The sequence below is a fragment of the Prauserella sp. PE36 genome, assembly GCF_003311655.1.
GTDB classification, from domain to species: domain Bacteria; phylum Actinomycetota; class Actinomycetes; order Mycobacteriales; family Pseudonocardiaceae; genus Prauserella_A; species Prauserella_A endophytica.
Genome location: NZ_QEQT01000065.1, coordinates 1 through 17,635 on the forward strand (window position 1 = coordinate 1; position 17,635 = coordinate 17,635).

Annotated in this window: 13 protein-coding genes; 5 read left to right on the forward strand and 8 right to left on the reverse strand. The window is 66.4% G+C overall.

All coding sequences use genetic code 11. The features are described from left to right. Nucleotides 1-111 precede the first annotated feature (111 nt). A complete protein-coding gene (locus tag DI005_RS18000; protein WP_369973599.1) occupies nucleotides 112-1,374 on the forward strand; it encodes an IS256 family transposase in 1,263 nt (420 codons plus the stop codon). Between the two features lie 130 nt (nucleotides 1,375-1,504). On the opposite strand, the gene DI005_RS18005 is transcribed toward DI005_RS18000, so the two are convergent. The 8 genes from DI005_RS18005 to DI005_RS18040 form a co-directional block, all read right to left on the reverse strand. Continuing rightward, complete coding sequence (locus tag DI005_RS18005) at nucleotides 1,505-2,020, reverse strand: NUDIX hydrolase (RefSeq protein ID WP_091679574.1); 516 nt, start codon at nucleotides 2,018-2,020, stop codon at nucleotides 1,505-1,507. A gap of 9 nt (nucleotides 2,021-2,029) precedes the next feature. Next, the gene (locus DI005_RS18010; protein WP_112276282.1) at nucleotides 2,030-2,497 is read right to left on the reverse strand and encodes a hypothetical protein; all 468 of its coding nucleotides are present in this window, start codon (nucleotides 2,495-2,497) and stop codon (nucleotides 2,030-2,032) included. Continuing rightward, the gene (locus tag DI005_RS18015) at nucleotides 2,497-4,968 is read right to left on the reverse strand and encodes a hypothetical protein (protein WP_113642908.1); all 2,472 of its coding nucleotides are present in this window, start codon (nucleotides 4,966-4,968) and stop codon (nucleotides 2,497-2,499) included. Before DI005_RS18015 ends, DI005_RS18010 begins: the two co-directional genes overlap by 1 nt. Beyond that, complete coding sequence (locus DI005_RS18020; protein ID WP_091679566.1) at nucleotides 4,965-6,830, reverse strand: hypothetical protein; 1,866 nt, start codon at nucleotides 6,828-6,830, stop codon at nucleotides 4,965-4,967. Before DI005_RS18020 ends, DI005_RS18015 begins: the two co-directional genes overlap by 4 nt. Before the next feature lie 119 nt (nucleotides 6,831-6,949). Beyond that, complete coding sequence (locus tag DI005_RS18025; protein WP_091679564.1) at nucleotides 6,950-8,404, reverse strand: site-specific integrase; 1,455 nt, start codon at nucleotides 8,402-8,404, stop codon at nucleotides 6,950-6,952. 99 nt (nucleotides 8,405-8,503) lie between these two features. Next, nucleotides 8,504-8,716, reverse strand: coding sequence for a hypothetical protein (locus DI005_RS18030; protein WP_199542942.1), 213 nt, complete (start codon nucleotides 8,714-8,716; stop codon nucleotides 8,504-8,506). Next, entirely contained in the window at nucleotides 8,709-9,083 is a 375-nt protein-coding gene (locus DI005_RS18035; protein WP_233520190.1) for a hypothetical protein, read from the reverse strand. Before DI005_RS18035 ends, DI005_RS18030 begins: the two co-directional genes overlap by 8 nt. Then, the gene (locus tag DI005_RS18040) at nucleotides 9,083-10,366 is read right to left on the reverse strand and encodes a helix-turn-helix domain-containing protein (protein ID WP_091679590.1); all 1,284 of its coding nucleotides are present in this window, start codon (nucleotides 10,364-10,366) and stop codon (nucleotides 9,083-9,085) included. The genes DI005_RS18035 and DI005_RS18040 overlap by 1 nt, the downstream gene beginning before the upstream one ends. A 450-nt stretch (nucleotides 10,367-10,816) precedes the next feature. Here DI005_RS18040 and DI005_RS18045 point away from each other — a divergent pair, with 450 nt between their 5' ends. The 4 genes from DI005_RS18045 to fxlM all read left to right on the forward strand — a co-directional run bounded on the left by DI005_RS18045 (nucleotide 10,817) and on the right by fxlM (nucleotide 17,583). Then, nucleotides 10,817-11,002, forward strand: a complete 186-nt coding sequence (locus tag DI005_RS18045; RefSeq protein ID WP_009151814.1) for an FxLD family lanthipeptide — start codon at nucleotides 10,817-10,819, stop codon at nucleotides 11,000-11,002. Between the two features lie 81 nt (nucleotides 11,003-11,083). Further along, entirely contained in the window at nucleotides 11,084-14,197 is a 3,114-nt protein-coding gene (locus DI005_RS18050) for a lantibiotic dehydratase (RefSeq protein ID WP_177242877.1), read from the forward strand. Next, on the forward strand, nucleotides 14,194-15,444 hold the full coding sequence (locus DI005_RS18055) for a lanthionine synthetase C family protein (RefSeq protein ID WP_113642909.1): 1,251 nt from the start codon (nucleotides 14,194-14,196) through the stop codon (nucleotides 15,442-15,444). Before DI005_RS18050 ends, DI005_RS18055 begins: the two co-directional genes overlap by 4 nt. Before the next feature lie 45 nt (nucleotides 15,445-15,489). Then, the gene (fxlM, locus tag DI005_RS18060) at nucleotides 15,490-17,583 is read left to right on the forward strand and encodes a methyltransferase, FxLD system (protein WP_091679559.1); all 2,094 of its coding nucleotides are present in this window, start codon (nucleotides 15,490-15,492) and stop codon (nucleotides 17,581-17,583) included. Nucleotides 17,584-17,635 lie beyond the last annotated feature (52 nt).

Genomic DNA, 17,635 nt, shown 5'->3' on the forward strand with positions numbered 1-17,635 from the left:
CGGGACTGTGTCGTGAGCGGTGTTTCCGGCCCGACACGCCGGGGGTGAAATCCGGCGGGATGGGTACGGACAGTGATGGCATCCGATGCTGTGAGCGCGGATCAGAGGAAGATGAGGAAGTCGGAGCGGGAGCGGTCGGCCGAGCAGGCTGCCGCGGCGGCGATGGTGGCGCAGGCGCGGGAACGTGGCCTGTCGCTCACTGGGCCGGACGGGCTGTTGAAGCTGTTCACTAAGAACGTTCTGGAAGCGGCGCTGAACGAGGAGATGACCGAGCATCTCGGGCACGCGAAGAATCGTGCCGATTCGAATCGTGATTCGGCGAATGTGCGGAATGGGGCCCGGGGGAAGACGGTGGTTTCGGACGCGGCTGGAGAGGTGAACATCGTGGTTCCCCGGGATCGGGAATCGACTTTCGAGCCGAAGATCGTGAAGAAACGTCAGCGTCGACTGACTGACGTGGATGAGATCGTGTTGTCGTTGTATGCGAAGGGGTTGACCACGGGCGAAATTTCGGCGCATTTCGCCGAGATTTACGGCGCGTCGGTGTCGAAGGAGACGGTGTCTCGGATTACCGACAAGGTGATCGAGGAGATGCAGGACTGGGCAAGCCGTCCACTGGAGCCGGTCTACGCCGCGGTGTTCGTGGACGCGATCGTGGTCAAGGTGCGGGACGGCCAGGTCGCCAACCGGCCGTTCTACGCCGCGATCGGCGTCACCACCGACGGCCGCAAGGACGTGCTCGGATTGTGGGCCGGTACCGGCGGCGAGGGCGCCAAGTTCTGGATGAGTGTGCTGGTGGATCTCAAGAACCGCGGCGTTAAGGACGTGTTCTTCCTGGTTTGTGACGGCCTCAAGGGGTTACCGGAGGTGGTGGAGCAGGTGTGGCCACAAACGATCGTCCAGACGTGCGTTCTGCATTTAATTCGTAATTCGTTTCGGCTGACTTCCCGGAAATACACGGACGCGTTGAAACGCGACCTGAAAGAAATCCACACGGCACCCAACGCCGACGCCGCCGCAACGGCACTGGACGAACTGGACGAGAAATGGTCGAAGAAATACCCAGCCATGGTTCGACTCTGGCGTAACGCCTGGACCGAATTCGTTCCTTTTCTGGACTACGATATCGAGATCAGGAGGATGATCTGCTCGACGAACGCGATCGAGTCGTTGAACGCACGCTACCGGCGCGCGATCCGGGCACGTGGGCACTTCACCACCGAGCAAGCGGCGATGAAGTGCTTGTATCTTGTGACCCGCAGCCTCGACCCCACAGGGACCGGGGCGGCACGATGGATGATGCGTTGGAAGCCAGTGATCAACGCGTTCTCCATCACCTTCGGTGACCGCTGGCCGGTGACCGAGACCTACTAATCGACACCGCCGGAAACACCGTTCGCGTTACGGACCCGCCTCGTCTCGATGCTCGACAAGATTGAAAGGCCGCCGACCACCAGGACGAGCCGATGGTCTATCGCCCCGGCGGCATCCCACGAGTGCCCGACTACTGCGCTGATGCCCCTGCCTGGGCGTAGCGTCGGATTCTTGTGATGTCCTCGGGAAAGGCGCCTGTCCAGTCCTGCGCTAATGGGTTCCATGCTGCGGATTGATGACGTTCGCCGTTCAGGGGAAGCGAGGGGTCGACAACGGCGGCATAGGTCAGCCCGAGCGTGGGTGTCCAATCCGAGCGGTAGGAACGGACGGTCACCGCAGCAGGGAGTTCGAGGAGGTCGGCGGCCATCCCCGTTTCCTCCTCCAGCTCACGGCGCGCTGCCTGTCGAGGTGTCTCTCCTCGTTCGACCATTCCTCCAGGGACAACCCAGCCCCGCCACCGGTGGCGGACAAGAAGGATGTGCTGGAAGGTGCTGTCAAAGGCCCAGACGTCGGCGGCAAAAGGGGCCATGGGGCCGTGGCACGCGTTCTTCAGCCACATTCGTGCGTCGTCGAACTCGAACTCCGCGAGACCGGCGTCGACGATGGCCGCGTGCAGTGTGTCCGGACCAGGGGCGTGAGGGGTCACCGATCCAGGCTAGAGCGGGCGGGTTTGCCGATGACCTCGTGCACGCTCGATGCCACGAACAGGTGAAGATTCGGACCTGGCTGCTCTGGTATCCATTGAGGTCACTGGAGGTTGTTTGTCAAGCCTCTTCCTCAGCGTCAGGTTCTCGTGGTAGAGGTCGGCGGTCACGCTAGCGAGCGCATCGAGCTTCCCCTGCAGTTCGGTGACGGCCCGCTTTTCGGCGCGTAGCGCGGCTGTGAGTGCCTCGATCTTCTCGTCCCGACGAACCTCACCGGTGGAGCGCAGGACCGGCCGGGCAACTCGGGTGTCCCACTCGGCCAGAATCTCGCCAGCACGGTGAACGGTGGCATGGCTGACGCCCGCTTCGCGGGCCAGATTTTCTTTGGTCAGTGCGCCGTCTGTGTGGATCGGAACTCCGTCGAGCAGTCGTTGTATCGCTGCTCGGAGCTTGGTCTCGGTCGGGGGCGAGACGGCCATCAGGGGCGCTCCTTGGTCAGCCAGGTACCGGTGATCAGCCGGACTTCGGACAGGCGGTTCTCGAGGGCTGCGCGGCGGGGTGTGGCCAGCCGCGGGTCGCGGAGCATGCGCGTCAGATCGGCGTCCTCGGCGAGCCAGACTGGGCCGTGCTTGTCCTGGTCTACTGCCGAGTTTCGACACCGTGCGGGCTGGCAGGCTCCCAGGACGGGCGTTTTCCCTCGCTGCCCTTCGGGTAGCGAGTTCTGGCATTCCGCCTGAGCGGGGTCCCAGAGACAGTGGTTGACCGTGCCGAAATGCAGGTCAGCAAACTCATCCCGTAACAGCAGGACCTCGATTTGCTCGTCAGCGAGTTGAGCTCGCAGAGCTGGGGCTCTGTTCATCGTCGCAATCACGTTGTCGAGGCCGGAGTGGAGCTTGGCCGCTGCGGGACCGACTGCGACGTCGGTGCCGGACCGGCGGGATTTGAGGAGTTCGACGAGTCGCCCAGCGGCGGCGAGTTCGAGCTGGTTGTCGAACTCCTTGGCCCAGTGGGTATCCATGCGGGAGTAGCCCTGGGTGATTCGGTTGGCCAAGGTACGACGGGCCAGGTGCTTGAGTTGATGGCCGAGGGCGATCTCGGAGTCGGGCTCTTGACTGCAGATGATCGACATGGTTCTTCGGAACATATGCGGACGGATGCGGCCGGCCGGGATCTCTTCCAAACCCGTTCGTTCGAGGGAAGCGTTGACTCCCGCGACGAAGAAGTCGATCTCGCCGGCGGCATCGATTCCGCGCACCGTGTCCTCGTTGTGAGCGGTCACCCTGGGCGGATCGAGAGCGACGAACAGGTGAGTGTGATGCCAGGACAACCGGTCAAGAACTGCCAGAGTTTCGACGACCGGCGCGCTGATCCACCAGTTGAGTTCCGGTTGCGCCGGGTCGTGCTTGAGCTTTCGGGACTTGACTGCGGGCGCTCCGTAATAGGCAGTGAGGGATCCGCGCTCGATTTCCTGGATCTCTGAGTCCCGCATCATCGTCAGTCCTGCCATGAACACATAACATGCCGCCCTGACCATGCGGATTTCGTCCGCGAGTTCCTCGACGCTGATCTGGCCGCGCCACGGCCGCGTGGTTCCGTCCTGACGGGTGACTGAGGTGAAGTCCTTGCAGGGCATCGGAAGTGAGCGGGTCGTCATGGTTCCGGCGAGCTTCTGTACCCGCCCGGCCGCGGCAGCGTCCTCGACCTTCTGTCTGCGCGCGGCGCTAGTCACGGAGCGCTGTGTAAAGGGTGCTGTGCCCGCGGTGCCGTAGATCAGTGCTTCCAGTGCAGTCCAAATGATCGTTCCAGGTTCGAGGTCGGAGCGCGGCGCACGTGGCTGCTTGGTGCGGATTGGGATCAGGTTGTCGGGATTGGTAAGCCAGTCGTCGAGAACCTGATCGAGTGCAGCTGTGCTTCGGCCGAGGTAAATGGCGGGATGGTTGACCACGTCGGTCCGGGCCCGCGTCTCTGACCAGGAGTAGGCCTGTACCTGCCCCCGTTCCACGGCTCGAAGGACGGCGTCTCGCCGGCGCTGCGCCGCTCCCTTCCTTGTGGTCTGGAAGAGCCCCGTGTTGGTGCCGCCTGTGATCGTCAGCGCGAGATGATGCCAGATCGGCTCCCCAGCCGACTTCGTCTGGTGGTCGTACTTGTGGACTGGAACGAGGTTGTCGGGGTTCGCGAGCCAGTTGTCCACCAGCTCGTCGTTTCCCGCCGGAGTGCGGAAGGCCGGTCGACGTTCAGGGCTGTCGCCAGGATCTGGTTGCTGCGCCAGCTGATCGCGTAGGTCGAGGATGTGCGGCGAGAACTCGTGGATGTAGGCCCATGCGGCCCGCAGAAGCGGCCACCACGTTGATGGCGGTATGGATGCCGTCGACGGAGTATCGCTGCGGTGCCTGATCTCCCGGAAAGTATCGGTGTTCCACAGCCCTTGAGCCATGCCGCCGTGAGTGAGTACCGGCGCGAGCGTCGAGAGCCAGCTCAGTGCCGTCGCGTCGGGTTTGAGCGCGTTCGCCCTGGCGGTGATGTGTTCCACGAATCCGGCCCAGTCTTCTTCGCGCCAGGCCGCGATGTCGGCGGGCATGTCGTTGGCCAACGCCCAGGCAGCGAGTTTGCCCAGTGTGTAGGCGCATTGCCGGACCGTGCTGTGCGCCGCCGGCTCGGCGACAAGAGCGATCCCCGCGTCCCGAATGACTTTGTGCGTGGGGTTGAGCATGCTGAAGCAGATTTCCCGGATCCGCAGGTTCCAGACGGAATCGATCACCGTGAAGTTGACCTTCCACGCCGCCGGGCGGACGTTGCTCGGACGGCGAATACACCCGAAACTCCAGGACCTGCTCTCGCCGAACTCGGGAATAGGGACGCCTTCCACGAGCGGGTGGCCGGATCCGAAGACCGCCTCATCAGCGGAAACAAGGGTGGAAGTCACTGCCGTCGGCTGGGGCGTCGTGCTCACCGGTCATACTCCGTCCTCATACCCAGCGGCAGGTCCAGCCGCAGCCCCTGGTCGCCTATCGCTTCGTGGGCGTCGTGGAGCTGCTGTGCTGTGCATTCCGCGAACACCTCGGCCAGGGCTGTGGCCTGGGTCCCCCAGATTGCCGTCCAGCGGATCGGGTCCAGGGCGTCGCGCATCCGCTCGATGTGGGCTGCCAGCAGCAGCAGCCTCGGCAGCTGCGAGATGAATACGACGGCGTTGCGGCAGATCATGCACATCGCCGGGGCGACGTGGCAGGGCTTCCCGCCAGGGGTGAATGGCGAATCGTAGGGATCACGGCAGTGAGTCAGGCCCATGTCGTACTCCCCGGCGCGCATCGCGGCGGCGTGTTCCACAGTCATCCCCGCGGCCTCGGCGACCTCGGGTTCGGCCAATCGATGCTCTGCTTGAGTGTCGAGGAGCATCGGCTTGGTCGTGATCGTGTGGAAGACGCGTTCTTGTGCGCGGTTGATGGATCGTCCGGCGAGTGTTAGCGCCGTCGTTCCGTGGGCGTAATGGTGACGGAAGACCTCGATGTGATGGTCGTCCGCCGCCACATCGGTGAGGGTTCCGCCGAGGGCGGCCACACGGGCGGTTTTCACGGTCTTGCGGAGCCTTCGGGCGTAGTGCGGCTGAGAGATCGCCATAGCGGGTGTGCCGTCGTCGTTGCGATGCCAGCTGATCCACGCGCTGAACCCGTTGTGGTCCTCAGTCCATGTGGCGACTCTGGCCCGCATAGTGGTCCTGGGACGGCCCGCTTCGACCGCGAGGAACAGCACGTCCTCGGAGTCGAACGATTCGCGTGCCTGCCAGGTGACCTCCATCAACCGCCGTAGGAGCCCACCGACATCCCACCTGCCGACGGCAAGATACACCTCGCTTCCGGTGTCCCCATCCAGATCCGCGACATCGCCTGTGCTGGCCTTGCTATCAGGAAGGTCCGGGTGGAAATCAGCCCGGATGCGATTCGCGCGGAGTTTGGTCTGCCGCACTCGCACGCCCGCGTCAGAGAACTCCAGGTCCGCCATACGCAGGTCGAGGAGTTCCTCGGGGGTGCAGTCGGCCATGCCCAGCAGCAGGAGTACCCGGAAGGGCTGCAGGTCCTGCTCGGACGGGAACAGCAACCGGTTGATCGCTTTCAAGCAGGCATAGACTCCACGTTCCCTGCCAGGCGGGTTCGCTTCGATAACGTCCTTGATCGGCTGCGACCACGATGACGAATTCATGGGCAGGTGCTCGAGGAGATCTGTGGTCGTCAGAAGGCGATGCTTGGCGGCCCAGACCAGGTTGGCGAGGTCATGCCAGCCTTCGCGGCGGGGGTCAGCTCCGGATCTCAGCAGATGCTGCCCCCGAGTGAGGCGTTTCTCCAGTGCCCGGACGTCGGCCCTTGCGGCCTCCTGCAGTGCCAACCGTTCCTCGTTGGAGTATTCGTCAAGGACCGCGTTGGGGCGGCGCTTGTATGTCGGAGGCCCCGCCGCGCGACGACGAAGGGTCTCCGGAACATTCGGGTCGCGCTCCGCACGCATATCGATCAGCGCCAGCACAGCCGCGGCCTTGCGGTAGGGCTCCGCTGATCGCAGCCCGTGCCGCCTCCGCAGATCTGCCTCCCAGCAGAAGAGGGCTTCGATCAGATCGATTTTCATCCCGGCCAAACGCGCCTCTGCAGGCTCGCACCCGACGGTCGGCAAGTGTTCATCGAGGAACGTTCCCAGCTCCCGCACGGCCGTGAAATAGCAATCGGGCTTGCGCAGCGAGACCCGATGGGCGTACGCCACAGCCTCGTCCGCCAGCTCCGCGACCAGGACGGAACATCGGAACAGGGAGGGGGCGATACTCAACCGCACCGTTCGCCCTCGCCGTTCCCGGACTATAACCCGGTCCCCGATCCTATCGGAGTTGGCGGGTTTCACTTCTGGCACCACCATCGTACGTGGGCGCGAAGCACGTTCGCCTCTGCGGGCCATCACAGGACCGCGCGTTCCGCGGCAAGAGCCGCGTACTCCGCGTAGGTCTTGTCTGATTCATTCCACTCGGCAATAGCTTGGGCCACAAGAACGTTGGTGTTCCGGACGTAACGCAAATACTTCATCGTCGACCCAGGATTCAGATGTCCGAGTAGCCGCTGCAAGATCAACTGCGGATTGCGGCAGATGTGGTCGGCCAGGTAAGCATTGTGCCCACCGTTGAGTCTGCGGTCCGTCTCCTGTGCAATCACCAACTGGGTGAGCTGCTCCAACATGTAAACCGAGAACGTGTGCCGTAGATCGTGGATTCTGAACCTGCGCGGCATCACCATATCGACACCGTTTTCAGCTGCAATCCGAAGAGATCTGGCGTGCGCATCATCGAAGATCTGTTCCCACCGTTGCTTACTGAGCATCCGGCCACCACGGCCGACGAACAACGCCATCGGCTCCAGACCGCAAGGCCCTTCGGTCACCGCGATTCTCCGCAGCTCCGCGGTCATCTTCTCGATCGAGAACGTCCGGCGTCTCCCATGCAGCCGCCCGCTGACCTTCATCTGCCGCTCGTCGATATCGGTGACGACGAACAGCTCGGCTCTGCGCCTGGTCAACGCCGGTGCCGCCCTGCGAATCGTGGCGGCCCGCTCGGTGCGCCGGTAAAGGTCGAGCTCTTTCATCACGGAATGCTGGATCGTCACATCGCGGGGCAGGCTGTACTTCGCGATCATCTCCAGCCGTACGTCGACCGGCAGGCAGTCACGACGCGGGAGTCCGACCTCGATGTCCAGTAGCGAGGTGAATTCCCTCAAGCGCATCCCTGTCGTCACCGCGAGCTCCGCTGCCGCCGCGTTCCTGAGCGGAGCCGAACCTCGGAACGACAGGTCGACCCGGTCTGCTGGAAGCATTCCCCGCAAGCCGACCTGCTTGAGGAATCGCCACTGCCGGTGGGTCAGATGGCGAATGTCCAGATCCGATACCGCACCCCAGGCCAGGACGTCCCGGCCGTTGCGCAGCCGGCGATAAGGCTTGCGGTCCAGCCACTGGGCCTCGACCGCCCACTCATAGAAGTTGTTGATCAGCGCTCGTCGGCGCTTCCAGGTCGCCGGCGCGTTCGGCTTGTCCTGTAGCTCGGTCCGCTCAGCGCGGTAGGCGATCAGGTTTTCCTCAGTCGCCGACAGGACGTCAGTCGACGGTTCCAGCTGAGCCAGGAAGTCGACGAGGTCGAGCAGGTCGTAGGTGTAATCGGACAACGTCTTAGGTTGGTGAGTCTTGGCCATTTCGAACATGAACGAACACAGTGGCTCGACCGGCCGCATATCCCGTCCGAGGAAGAACGGAGTCCCATCCTGCGGCGAACCCTTCCGCCGCAGGACAGTGAGACCGTCAACGCCAAGACCAGGCACGGGCTCAAAATATCGACGGACCTTGTCCCTCGACACGAAGAAGTGATCCATCGTTCGCCCCTCAGTGAGAGCTATACGGCTCCCAGAACCTAGCGGGCACGAATCAAAGGCGACAGAGCGGTACGAACGCCACGGAACGGTGAGACAGGCTCAAATACTTGCCATAACAGGCGGTACCCAGCCTCGCACCCGGTGCCGCACGAGCAGCACGTGGCGGTGCTCCGGGTCGGTGACCCAGACCTCGGCTGCGAGCGGCTCCAACGCGGTCGAACGTGCGTGTAGCCACGCCTGAGCGTCGTCGTACTCGGTCTCGGCAAGGCGAGCATCGACGGCCGCAGCGTCGATCGTCGCCTGGTCAGGCATCGCGTTCGATGCGCTCGAAGATGTCGATATCCGTCGCCTTCTGCCAGTCCGGCAAATCGTTCCAGTCCGCGACGTACGACGGCTTCGGCTCGGGGAAGTGCTTGAAGATCTGGCCGATCCAGCACAACGCCACAAAGCGGCCTTTCTGGTCTGGGGTCAGTTTGGTGGTGGCGCCGTCGGTGGCCTTGATGAAGGCGACGACCTGGTCGTACACGGCGGTCGCGGCGTCGCGTTCCCAGTCGGGGGTCTGGTCCCACGGGGTGATGTAGCCAGGCTTCGGCTCACCGGGGTAGTGCTTGGTGACTCCGGCGATCCACGCCTCGCGGAACACGCGGCCACGGTCGTTGTGCATTCGGTCGTCCTCCATCACGCGGCGCGGTTGCCGACGAGTTTGGTGATCTCGGCATCGAGTCGCTGGATTTGTTGGTCGTTGAGCAAGGAAGCAAGGTGTGGCTGAAGGACCCGCAGCTTCTGTGCGATGACCCCCGAGCGGGTCTGGCGGGCGGTAGTCAGGACGGTGTCGGCGTAGGTGACGACCTGGTCCGGGTCGCGACGGTGCACGCCGATCATCGCCAGGTCGGTCAGGACGCCTGCTTTCCGGCGGGCGGTCAAGGTGCCCTGCAGGGCGTCGACCAGAGCCGCTTCAGCTAGGTCGTGGCGGCCCAGCGTGACGTAGCAGGTTCCGCGTTCTTCAGCCAAGCGGGAGCCATCAAACCGGAGCCAGCCGCCGTTGTGCACCTGGCCCCGTAGGCGCTGGACCTCAGCAGCGGTGTCGAGGGCATGTTGGCAGGAGTCAAAGTCGCCGAGGCCGGCGAAGGTCTCGGCCTGCACCACGGCGACCCAGTGTCGGGTCGACAGGCTGGGGTCGCCTCGACGTGCGATGGTGGCGGCCACGTCGAGCATCGGCGCGGCATCCGCGAATCGGCGCTCGTACACGGCGACGAAAGCATGCCTGGTCAACGCGCAGGCCCACAGGTCGGAAGCGACGGCCTCCTTGCTCGCTGTTGCCGCAAGCGTGTAGCAGTGAGCGGCGTCGGTGTATCGGTTGCCGTCGAAGAAGATTTCCCCCGCCAACTGGAAGAGGTCGGCGGTCAGCTCGCAGAGCCGTTGTCGGATGGTCGGTGTCTGCGGTCGTCGCAAGGAGTCGCTGAGTACACCGAGTTGGGCTCGGACCAGCGGCAGCACCTGGGCCTTGGTCGGCGACAGTGCGTACACGCGCCACAGGTGGGAGTTGAGCTGGGCGAACTCCGCTGCTCCCGCCGTGTCCACCGTGCCCGCGTGAGCTGTGGCGGCGAGCCGGTCGACGTCGCCGAGTACTGTCTCGCCAGCAGGCAGCGCGAGCAACGCGCCGGTCATGCTGAACAAGCGCAGCAGGTCACGACGGTTCATGTCGTCGGCCTCCGCAGGGTCGGCTGGTTCAGTGGCAATGGTAGAAGCTTGCCGGTTCGGCGTGAGCAACGCATCCAACTGGTCGAGGCTCACATCGAGGGTCTTAGCCAAACACGGTCGACGGTACGGCTGCGGGGTCAGGGTGCCGCGTTCCCAGCGTCCGACCGTGGAGAACTCCACGCCCACCGCCGCGCCGAAGCTCTCCTGGGTGTAGCCCATCTGCTCACGCCGCGCGGCGAAGGCATCTCGTCGGTCACTCATGAACACCACCTCACCCCGTCGGTCACCTGCCACGATAGCCAGCTACGGGTCAAGGCTGATCACCCGCTCGGCGAGCTGTACCCGTTCGGACTACCGCCTCTGAAAAGGCGTTTATGCAGGTCAGAGGTGATGACGCCTCATTGCCGCCTCATCGACGCCGCGTCGGCGCTCTGGCTATCGTTGATCACCAGGGGTTTGACTGATATCGCTGCGGTCCGGGCGAGCTTCCGCTTCGGCGCAGCCCGAGTATCCGGAAGCGTCTTTCACCGGGACGTGCCGTCGAGGGGTGTGTGGTGGTAGGACTGCCCTCCACTTCGATGGAATTCCGCTCGCGGGTGTGCTGGCGGGAGCGCTCGGTACCTCGGTCGAGTTCCGGGCTGGTCCGCCTGGCGGGCGAAGTCACGGCCGACTCGCCGGGACTCGGAGCGTAAAACCCACGAAGGAGGATCTGTGACGGTTCAGATGGAGTGGTCGCCGACCACGGTGGCCACGCCCGCCGCGGAGGTCGAGATGGGCTCGGAGTTCGACCTCGACATCACGCTGGTCGAGGTGGTGGACCCGGCGCATCTGATCAACATGACGGATGACGGCTGCGGGACGACGTGCGAGAAGTCGACCTGCATCAGCGCCGCCTGATTGTCACGAGCGACCGGACGCCCGCCAGGGGCTTCTTGGGCGGGCGTCCGGTTTCCATCCGTCGCTTTGGAGAGGTGTCCCGTGTCCACGGCCTTGCCCGACCGCGTCGGCTTTCGAGCCGCGGGTGGCCTGTTGGTCCGGGCTGTTGCAGAGGGCGAGCTGAAACTTCCGCCGTGGCCGACGCTGACCGCGACCGGGGCCGACGCCGTCACCGCGTGGGTGGACTGGCTGCGCGAAGTGTGGGAGGTCGAAGCCGTCCGTGACGCCATCGGCCTGGCCAGCCCTGTCCTTGCTGACCGCGTCCACAACCTGTGTGGCGCTCAGGTTGCCAGCGAGCGCGAATCCCGGCGCGTGGTGCTGTCCGTTCTGCGGTACCTGGCACGGTTGACCGGCCGTCCGACTCCCAACGGCTTGTTCGCCGGGGTCACCGCCGCGCGGTTCGACGCGGATCCCTCTCAGCGTTGGGGTGATGATCATCGCGCGGACGCTGCGGCCGACGCCGGGTGGCTGGCTGAGGTCATCCGACGGTTGGAAGGTCAGGCCGAGATCCTGGAGCGCTTGGTCCTCGTCGCGAACTCCACGTTGATGGTGCGCGGTGAGCGGCTTGTGGTTCCGTACCAGCCGACCGTCAACCATCGAGGCACCGGCGCAGTCGAAGTCGAACTTCGCTACACCGGCCCGGTGCGCGCGGCCGTGCGAGCTGCGCGGACACCGATTCCTTTCGATGACATGCGCGAGCAGGTACAGGCCGAGTTCCCGAGCACCGCCGGGAGCACGGTGACCGGCTTGCTGGCCACGTTGGTCGCTCGTCGCGTGCTCGTCACCAACCTCCATGCGCCGAGCACGGAGCCCGACGCACTTGGCCACTTGGTGCGCGAGCTGGCCACGGTCGGCGAGGCTGCCACCGAGCGGTGCATGACGCTGAACGACATCCACGACATGTTGCGGCGACATCGGAACAGCCCAGCGGAAGCGCGGCGCAGGCTACGGACCGACGCCGCCGCGTCCATGAGCCGCCTGGCTCCGTCACGGCGGAGCCCAGTCACGGTCGACCTGCGGCTGGACCTGGACGTCGTGCTCCCCAGCGCAGTCGCCCGCGAAGCGGAACGTGCCGCGCTGGTCCTGGCGCGCCTGACCTCCCGCGCCAGCAGTACGGCAGCCTGGGCGGACTTCCACCGACGCTTCTACCAGCGGTTCGGCACCGGCGCACAGGTGCCACTGCTCGAGGTCATTGCCGACAGCGGGATCGGCTGGCCTGACGGCTACCCCGGCACCAGCGGAGTGGTCACACGACCCCAGCAGACGCCTCGGGACGAACGGCTGCTGGCGTTGGCCCAGGCCGCCGCGTTGGACGGTCAGCAAGAGGTCGTCCTCGGCGAGAGGTTGATCGCCGAGCTGGAGCTGGCGCCTGTGCACTCGATGCGGCTGCCCTCGCACCTCGAGTTGTGCGCCCGTGTCGACTCCCCGAGCCTGCAAGCCCTGAAGCAGGGCAACTTCCAGCTCGTCGTTACCTCAGTCTCGCGATCGGCCGGCGTCGTCAGCGGCCGTTTCCTGCACCTGTTCGACGAACACGACCGCCGAATGCTGATCACGCCGCTCGCCCCGCCCGCGTCTGACGGGGTAATCCAGGCCCAGTTGTCATTCCCGCCTCTGGACCCCGCCACCGCACACGTCGCCCGCAGCGCCCAGGTCCTGCCAACCATCGTCAGCCTCGCCGAACACCGCGACACCGCCGCGTCAACGGCGGTCCTCACGGCGGCGGACTTGGCGGTCAGTTGCGACAGCGACCGCCTGTATCTGACCGCACCCGCCCTCGGCGCGAGGGTCGAAGCGTGGGGCTTGCACGCACTCAACCTACGCAAACACACTCCGCCGCTGGCCCGCCTCCTGGTCGAACTGACCCGCGCACACTGCGCGGAGGTCACCGACTTCGACTGGGGCACGGCGGCCACGTTGCCGTTTCTTCCTCGGCTGCGCTTCGGCCGCATCGTGCTGTCCCCGGCCCGGTGGCGGTTGGCCGCAGCCGACCTTCCCGACCGGACCTCCAGCTGGGCGACCTGGGACAGCGCCCTGGCCGAGTGGCGCACCCGCCGCCGCCTCCCGCAGGCGGTGTTCCTGGTCGACGGGGACTGGCGGTTGCCGCTCGATCTCGTCGAGGACGCACACCGGGTCCTGCTGCGCGAGCACCTCGGTACCCACCCCCACGCGGTGCTGGAGGAAGGACCCGCTGAGGACGCCGCCGGATGGCTCGATGGCCGTGCTCACGACGTCGTCGTGCCCATGGCCAGCTGTCAGCCGCAGGCCACGACGCGGCCACCGCGCCCGACGCCCCAGCGGATCGTCCGGCCAGGTGAGCACGGGCTGTCGCCGGGTGGTTCCCCCATGCTGTTCGCCAAGCTCTACGGCGACCCGCAACGTCACAACACCGTGCTCGCCAAGCACCTGCCCGCACTGCTGGCGGAGTGGGGCGATGCCCAACCGCGGTGGTGGTTTCTGCGATTCCGCGAGGGCAACGAGCACTACCTGCGCTTGCGGATCAGTCTCCTCAGCACTGAGCCAGTGGTGTTCGGCGAGGCGGCCGGCCGGGTCAGCGCCTGGGCCGACCGGCTCCGCCGCCTCGGCCTGCTGCGCGACATCGCTTTCGCGACCTCCTACCCGGAGACCGGCCGCTGGGGCTCAGGTGCGGCACTATCAGCCGTCGAGGCGTTCTTCACGGCTGACTCCCGCGCCGTGCTCGCCGAGCTCGCCTGGCCCGCGCGACCGCACGACCATGCTCTGGCCGCGGCGAACTTCGCCGCCATCGCCGTCGCCTTCATGGGAGGGACCGAGGCCGGGATGCGGTGGCTGGTCGACCATGTCCCGGCCAAACCTCCTACCGTCGTGCCCCGGCCGGTGTTCACCGAGGCACAATGCCTCGCCGACCCCTCCGAGAATTTCCGCGCCTTGCGCAGCACGCCGGGTGCGGCTTCGGTCGTCGCGACATGGGCCGAGCGCGCCCAGACCGTAGCTGCCTACCGAGCGCACCTGTCCGGGGCTGAGGCCGAGGGCGTCGACCCGGACGCCGCCTTGGGCTCGTTGCTGCACACGCACTTCCTGCGGGCCTACGGCATCGAGCCCGACGACAAGGCGGTGTGCCTTTACCTGGCCCGGACCGCGGCCCTGACCTTCGCCGCCCGCACCGGAGGACCGCGATGAACGCCGACCTCGCCTCGGATGCCGCGGTCGAGTACGCGACGGGGATCGCCGATCGCCTCGCCCGGCCGGACGCCCCCCACCTGCCCACGGACGAGCCGTGGTGGCACCAATCCCTCGCCCACGGCGCTCCTGGTGTGGCACTGCTGCACATCGAGCTGGCAGCCGCCGGGATACGGCCGTTCGACCGCGCCCATGACTGGCTGACCGCCGTCACCAGCAAGCCGATCACCGCCGGAGCGAGCACCGGCTTGTTCTACGGCGCGCCGGCAGTCGCGCGCGCCCTCGCGGGAGCCGCCACAGTCCGTCCCGGCACGTACCAGTCCGCCCTCACGCCCTTGACCCGGCAGATCGCCGCCGCCGCCCACAACCGCGTCGACAAGGCCCACGAGCGCATGGACGTCGTCGGGATGTTGCCGCAGATGGCCGAGTTCGACACGATTCGGGGCCTCGCTGGTCTCGGTGCCCATCTGCTGCACCACGACCCCGACGGCACCGCCCTGCCGGCCGTTCTGGGCGCCCTCGTGCGGCTCACCCAACCGGTGATGGTCGAAGGAGAGGCCCTGCCGGGGTGGTGGACCCTCACCGGTCCCACCGGCCACGAGGACGACGAGTTCCCCGGAGGCCACGGCAACTTCGGCGTAGCACACGGCATCGGCGGCCCGCTGGCACTGCTGGCCCAGGCCCTGCGCCGGGGCATCGCCGTGGACGGGCAGCGCCAGGCCGTCGCGACGATCTGCGCGTGGCTGGACTCCTGGCGCATAAGCACTCCGAGCGGGCACCGGTGGCCCTACATGGTCACCCGAGACGAGGCGCGTTCGACGCCGATGTACGTGCGGCACAGCGGGGCCAGCCGACGCCCGAGCTGGTGCTACGGAACAGCGGGCATCGCCCGCACCCTGCACCTCGCCGCCCTGGCCCTCGACGACGCCGATCGCCGCCAGATCGCCGAGGAAGCCGTGATCAGTGCGGTGACCGACCCGGAACAGGATGCGTTGATCAGCGACGCTTCGCTGTGCCACGGCTACGCCGGACTCGCCCGGATCACCGCTCATACCGCCATCGACACACCGGAGCCGGCCGCTTCCCGACTCCGCGCGCTGGCCACCGAGATGCTGCACCGCGCCTGCGCCCAGGCCGTTCCCGAAGGCCCCGGCTTCCTCGAAGGCGCTGCCGGGGTCGGCCTAGCTGCCCTCGCCGCTGAGATCGAGCCCGCGACAGGCTGGGGCACCGGCCTGCTCATCACCTGATCCGTCCGAACGCGATCCGTCCGACCGAGAGGAGATTCCGCGCTGATGCTGCCGGACAGCTGGCACCACTACCTGGTCGAGTTCGCCGACCCGACCACGGCCGAGCACACCGCCGCGACCCTGCTCGTACCCGCTCTCGACCAGGCCCAACAGGACGGCGAACTCGACACGTGGTGGCACCTGCGCAAGACACCCGCCTGGCGGCTGCGTTACCAACCGGTCAACCCCGAGACGAAAGCGGTCGACACGCTGCTGTCCGACCTGGAGGCCGATGGGCATCTCGCGCGCTGGACTCGCGGCATCTACGAACCCGAAACCCTTGCCTTCGGTGGACCCGCCGCGATGGACATCGCGCACTCGCTGTTTCACCACGACAGTCGCCACTGCCTCGCCCGTGCCACGAAACCCGCTGCCTTGGGTCAGAGAGAGACCACCGTCCTGCTGTTCAGCTCGATGCTGCGCGCCGCCGGGCTGGACTGGTTCGAGCAGGGCGACGTCTGGGACAAGGTGGCTGCGCTCCGGCCCACCGCCCAACCCCACTCCAACAACTCTCCGCACACCGAGCGGTTGAGCCAAGCCGTGCGCCGACTGATGACCACCAACACGCACAAGGTCGCCGACGTCGCCCCCGACGTGGTTCCCGAGACCTGGTGGACAGCGTTCGACACGGCCGGCCGCCAACTCGCCGAACTCGCTCGCGCCGGACACCTCGAGCGGGGCCTGCGCGCCGTCCTGGCGCACCACTTCATCTTCCACGCCAACCGCGCCGGTCTCTCCGGCACCGACCAGGCCACCCTCGCCGCGCTGGCCGTCGACACCGTTTTTTACAGCACGCCTACCCGGCAGGCACCAGCCGGGACCACCTCCAACACCGTTAGGGTTCCCGCAATGACAACCACCGTCAGTGACGCTTCCACCGGCTCCGCCGACGAGCTGCGTACCAAGCTCGCCGACCGCCTCGTCAAGGACGGCACCGTCCGCACCGACGCTGTGGAGGCCGCGTTCCGGCAGGTGCCCCGACACCTGTTCCTGCCCGACGTCCCCCTGGTCGAGGCGTACGCCGACGAGCCCGTCTACACCAAACACGAGGGCGACGGCACCCGAATCAGCGCCGCGTCCCAGCCCAAGATCGTCGCCATGATGCTCGAACAGCTCGGCATCCAGCCCGGCGAACGGCTGCTCGAACTCGGCGCGGCCACCGGCTACAACGCCGCCCTGATGGCCACCCTCACCGGCGCCGACGGGCATGTCACCACGATCGACATCGACGAGGACCTCGTCGCCGGAGCACGCGAGCACCTGGCCGCAGCCAGCATCGACAACGTCGAGGCGGTCGCCGCCGACGGCGCACTCGGCCACCCAGAAACTGCGCCTTTCGACCGCGTCATCGCTACCGTCGGTGCCCACGAGGTCCCGGCTGCCTGGCTCGACCAGCTCACACCCGGCGGACGTCTGGTAGCTCCGGTGCGCCTGCGTGGTTGTGCCTCTCGCAGCATCGTCTTCGAACGCGACCAGGACGGCTGGCGCAGCCTGGGCAGCGAGATGGCGATCTTCATGCCGCTGCGTGGCCTTGGCGACGACGCTCGCCGCGTTCTGGACCTCACCGGCACCGGGGAGGTGACGCTGCAAATCCATAAGGACAACAACCACGCCACCGACCCGGACACCCTGACCGGCGTCTTCGACAGCCCTGCCTGCGAAGTGTGGACCGGCGTGCACTTCGTCCCGATGGAATCCTTCGAATGGCTGGATCTCTGGCTGGCTTGCCACCTGCCCAACCCGCTGATGCGCATGGAGGTCGCTCCCGCTGCGAAGGAAAGCGGCCTTGTGCGGCCGATGTTCCCCTCGGTGGCGATGGCCACCACCGCCGCCGACGGCAGCCTCGCCTACCTCACCATCCGCGCCGCGGACCCCGATCCGGACGGCGGCCGACGCTACGAGGTCGGCGTCATCGGCCACGGCCCCAACGCGCAGGAACTCGCCGAGCAGGTCTCGGTCGAGATCTCGACTTGGGACCAGGGCTTCCGCGCCAGCACCGTCCGATTCGCCATTCCCGACACCGCGCCCCAGCCGGACACCAACCCCGGCTTCGTGGTCCTGGACCGCCCCACCAAGCCCATGACCGTCACCTGGGAGTGACGCCCGTGGACCCCGCCGGCCAGTTCGCCCGCCGCTTCCCCCTCGTTGCCCG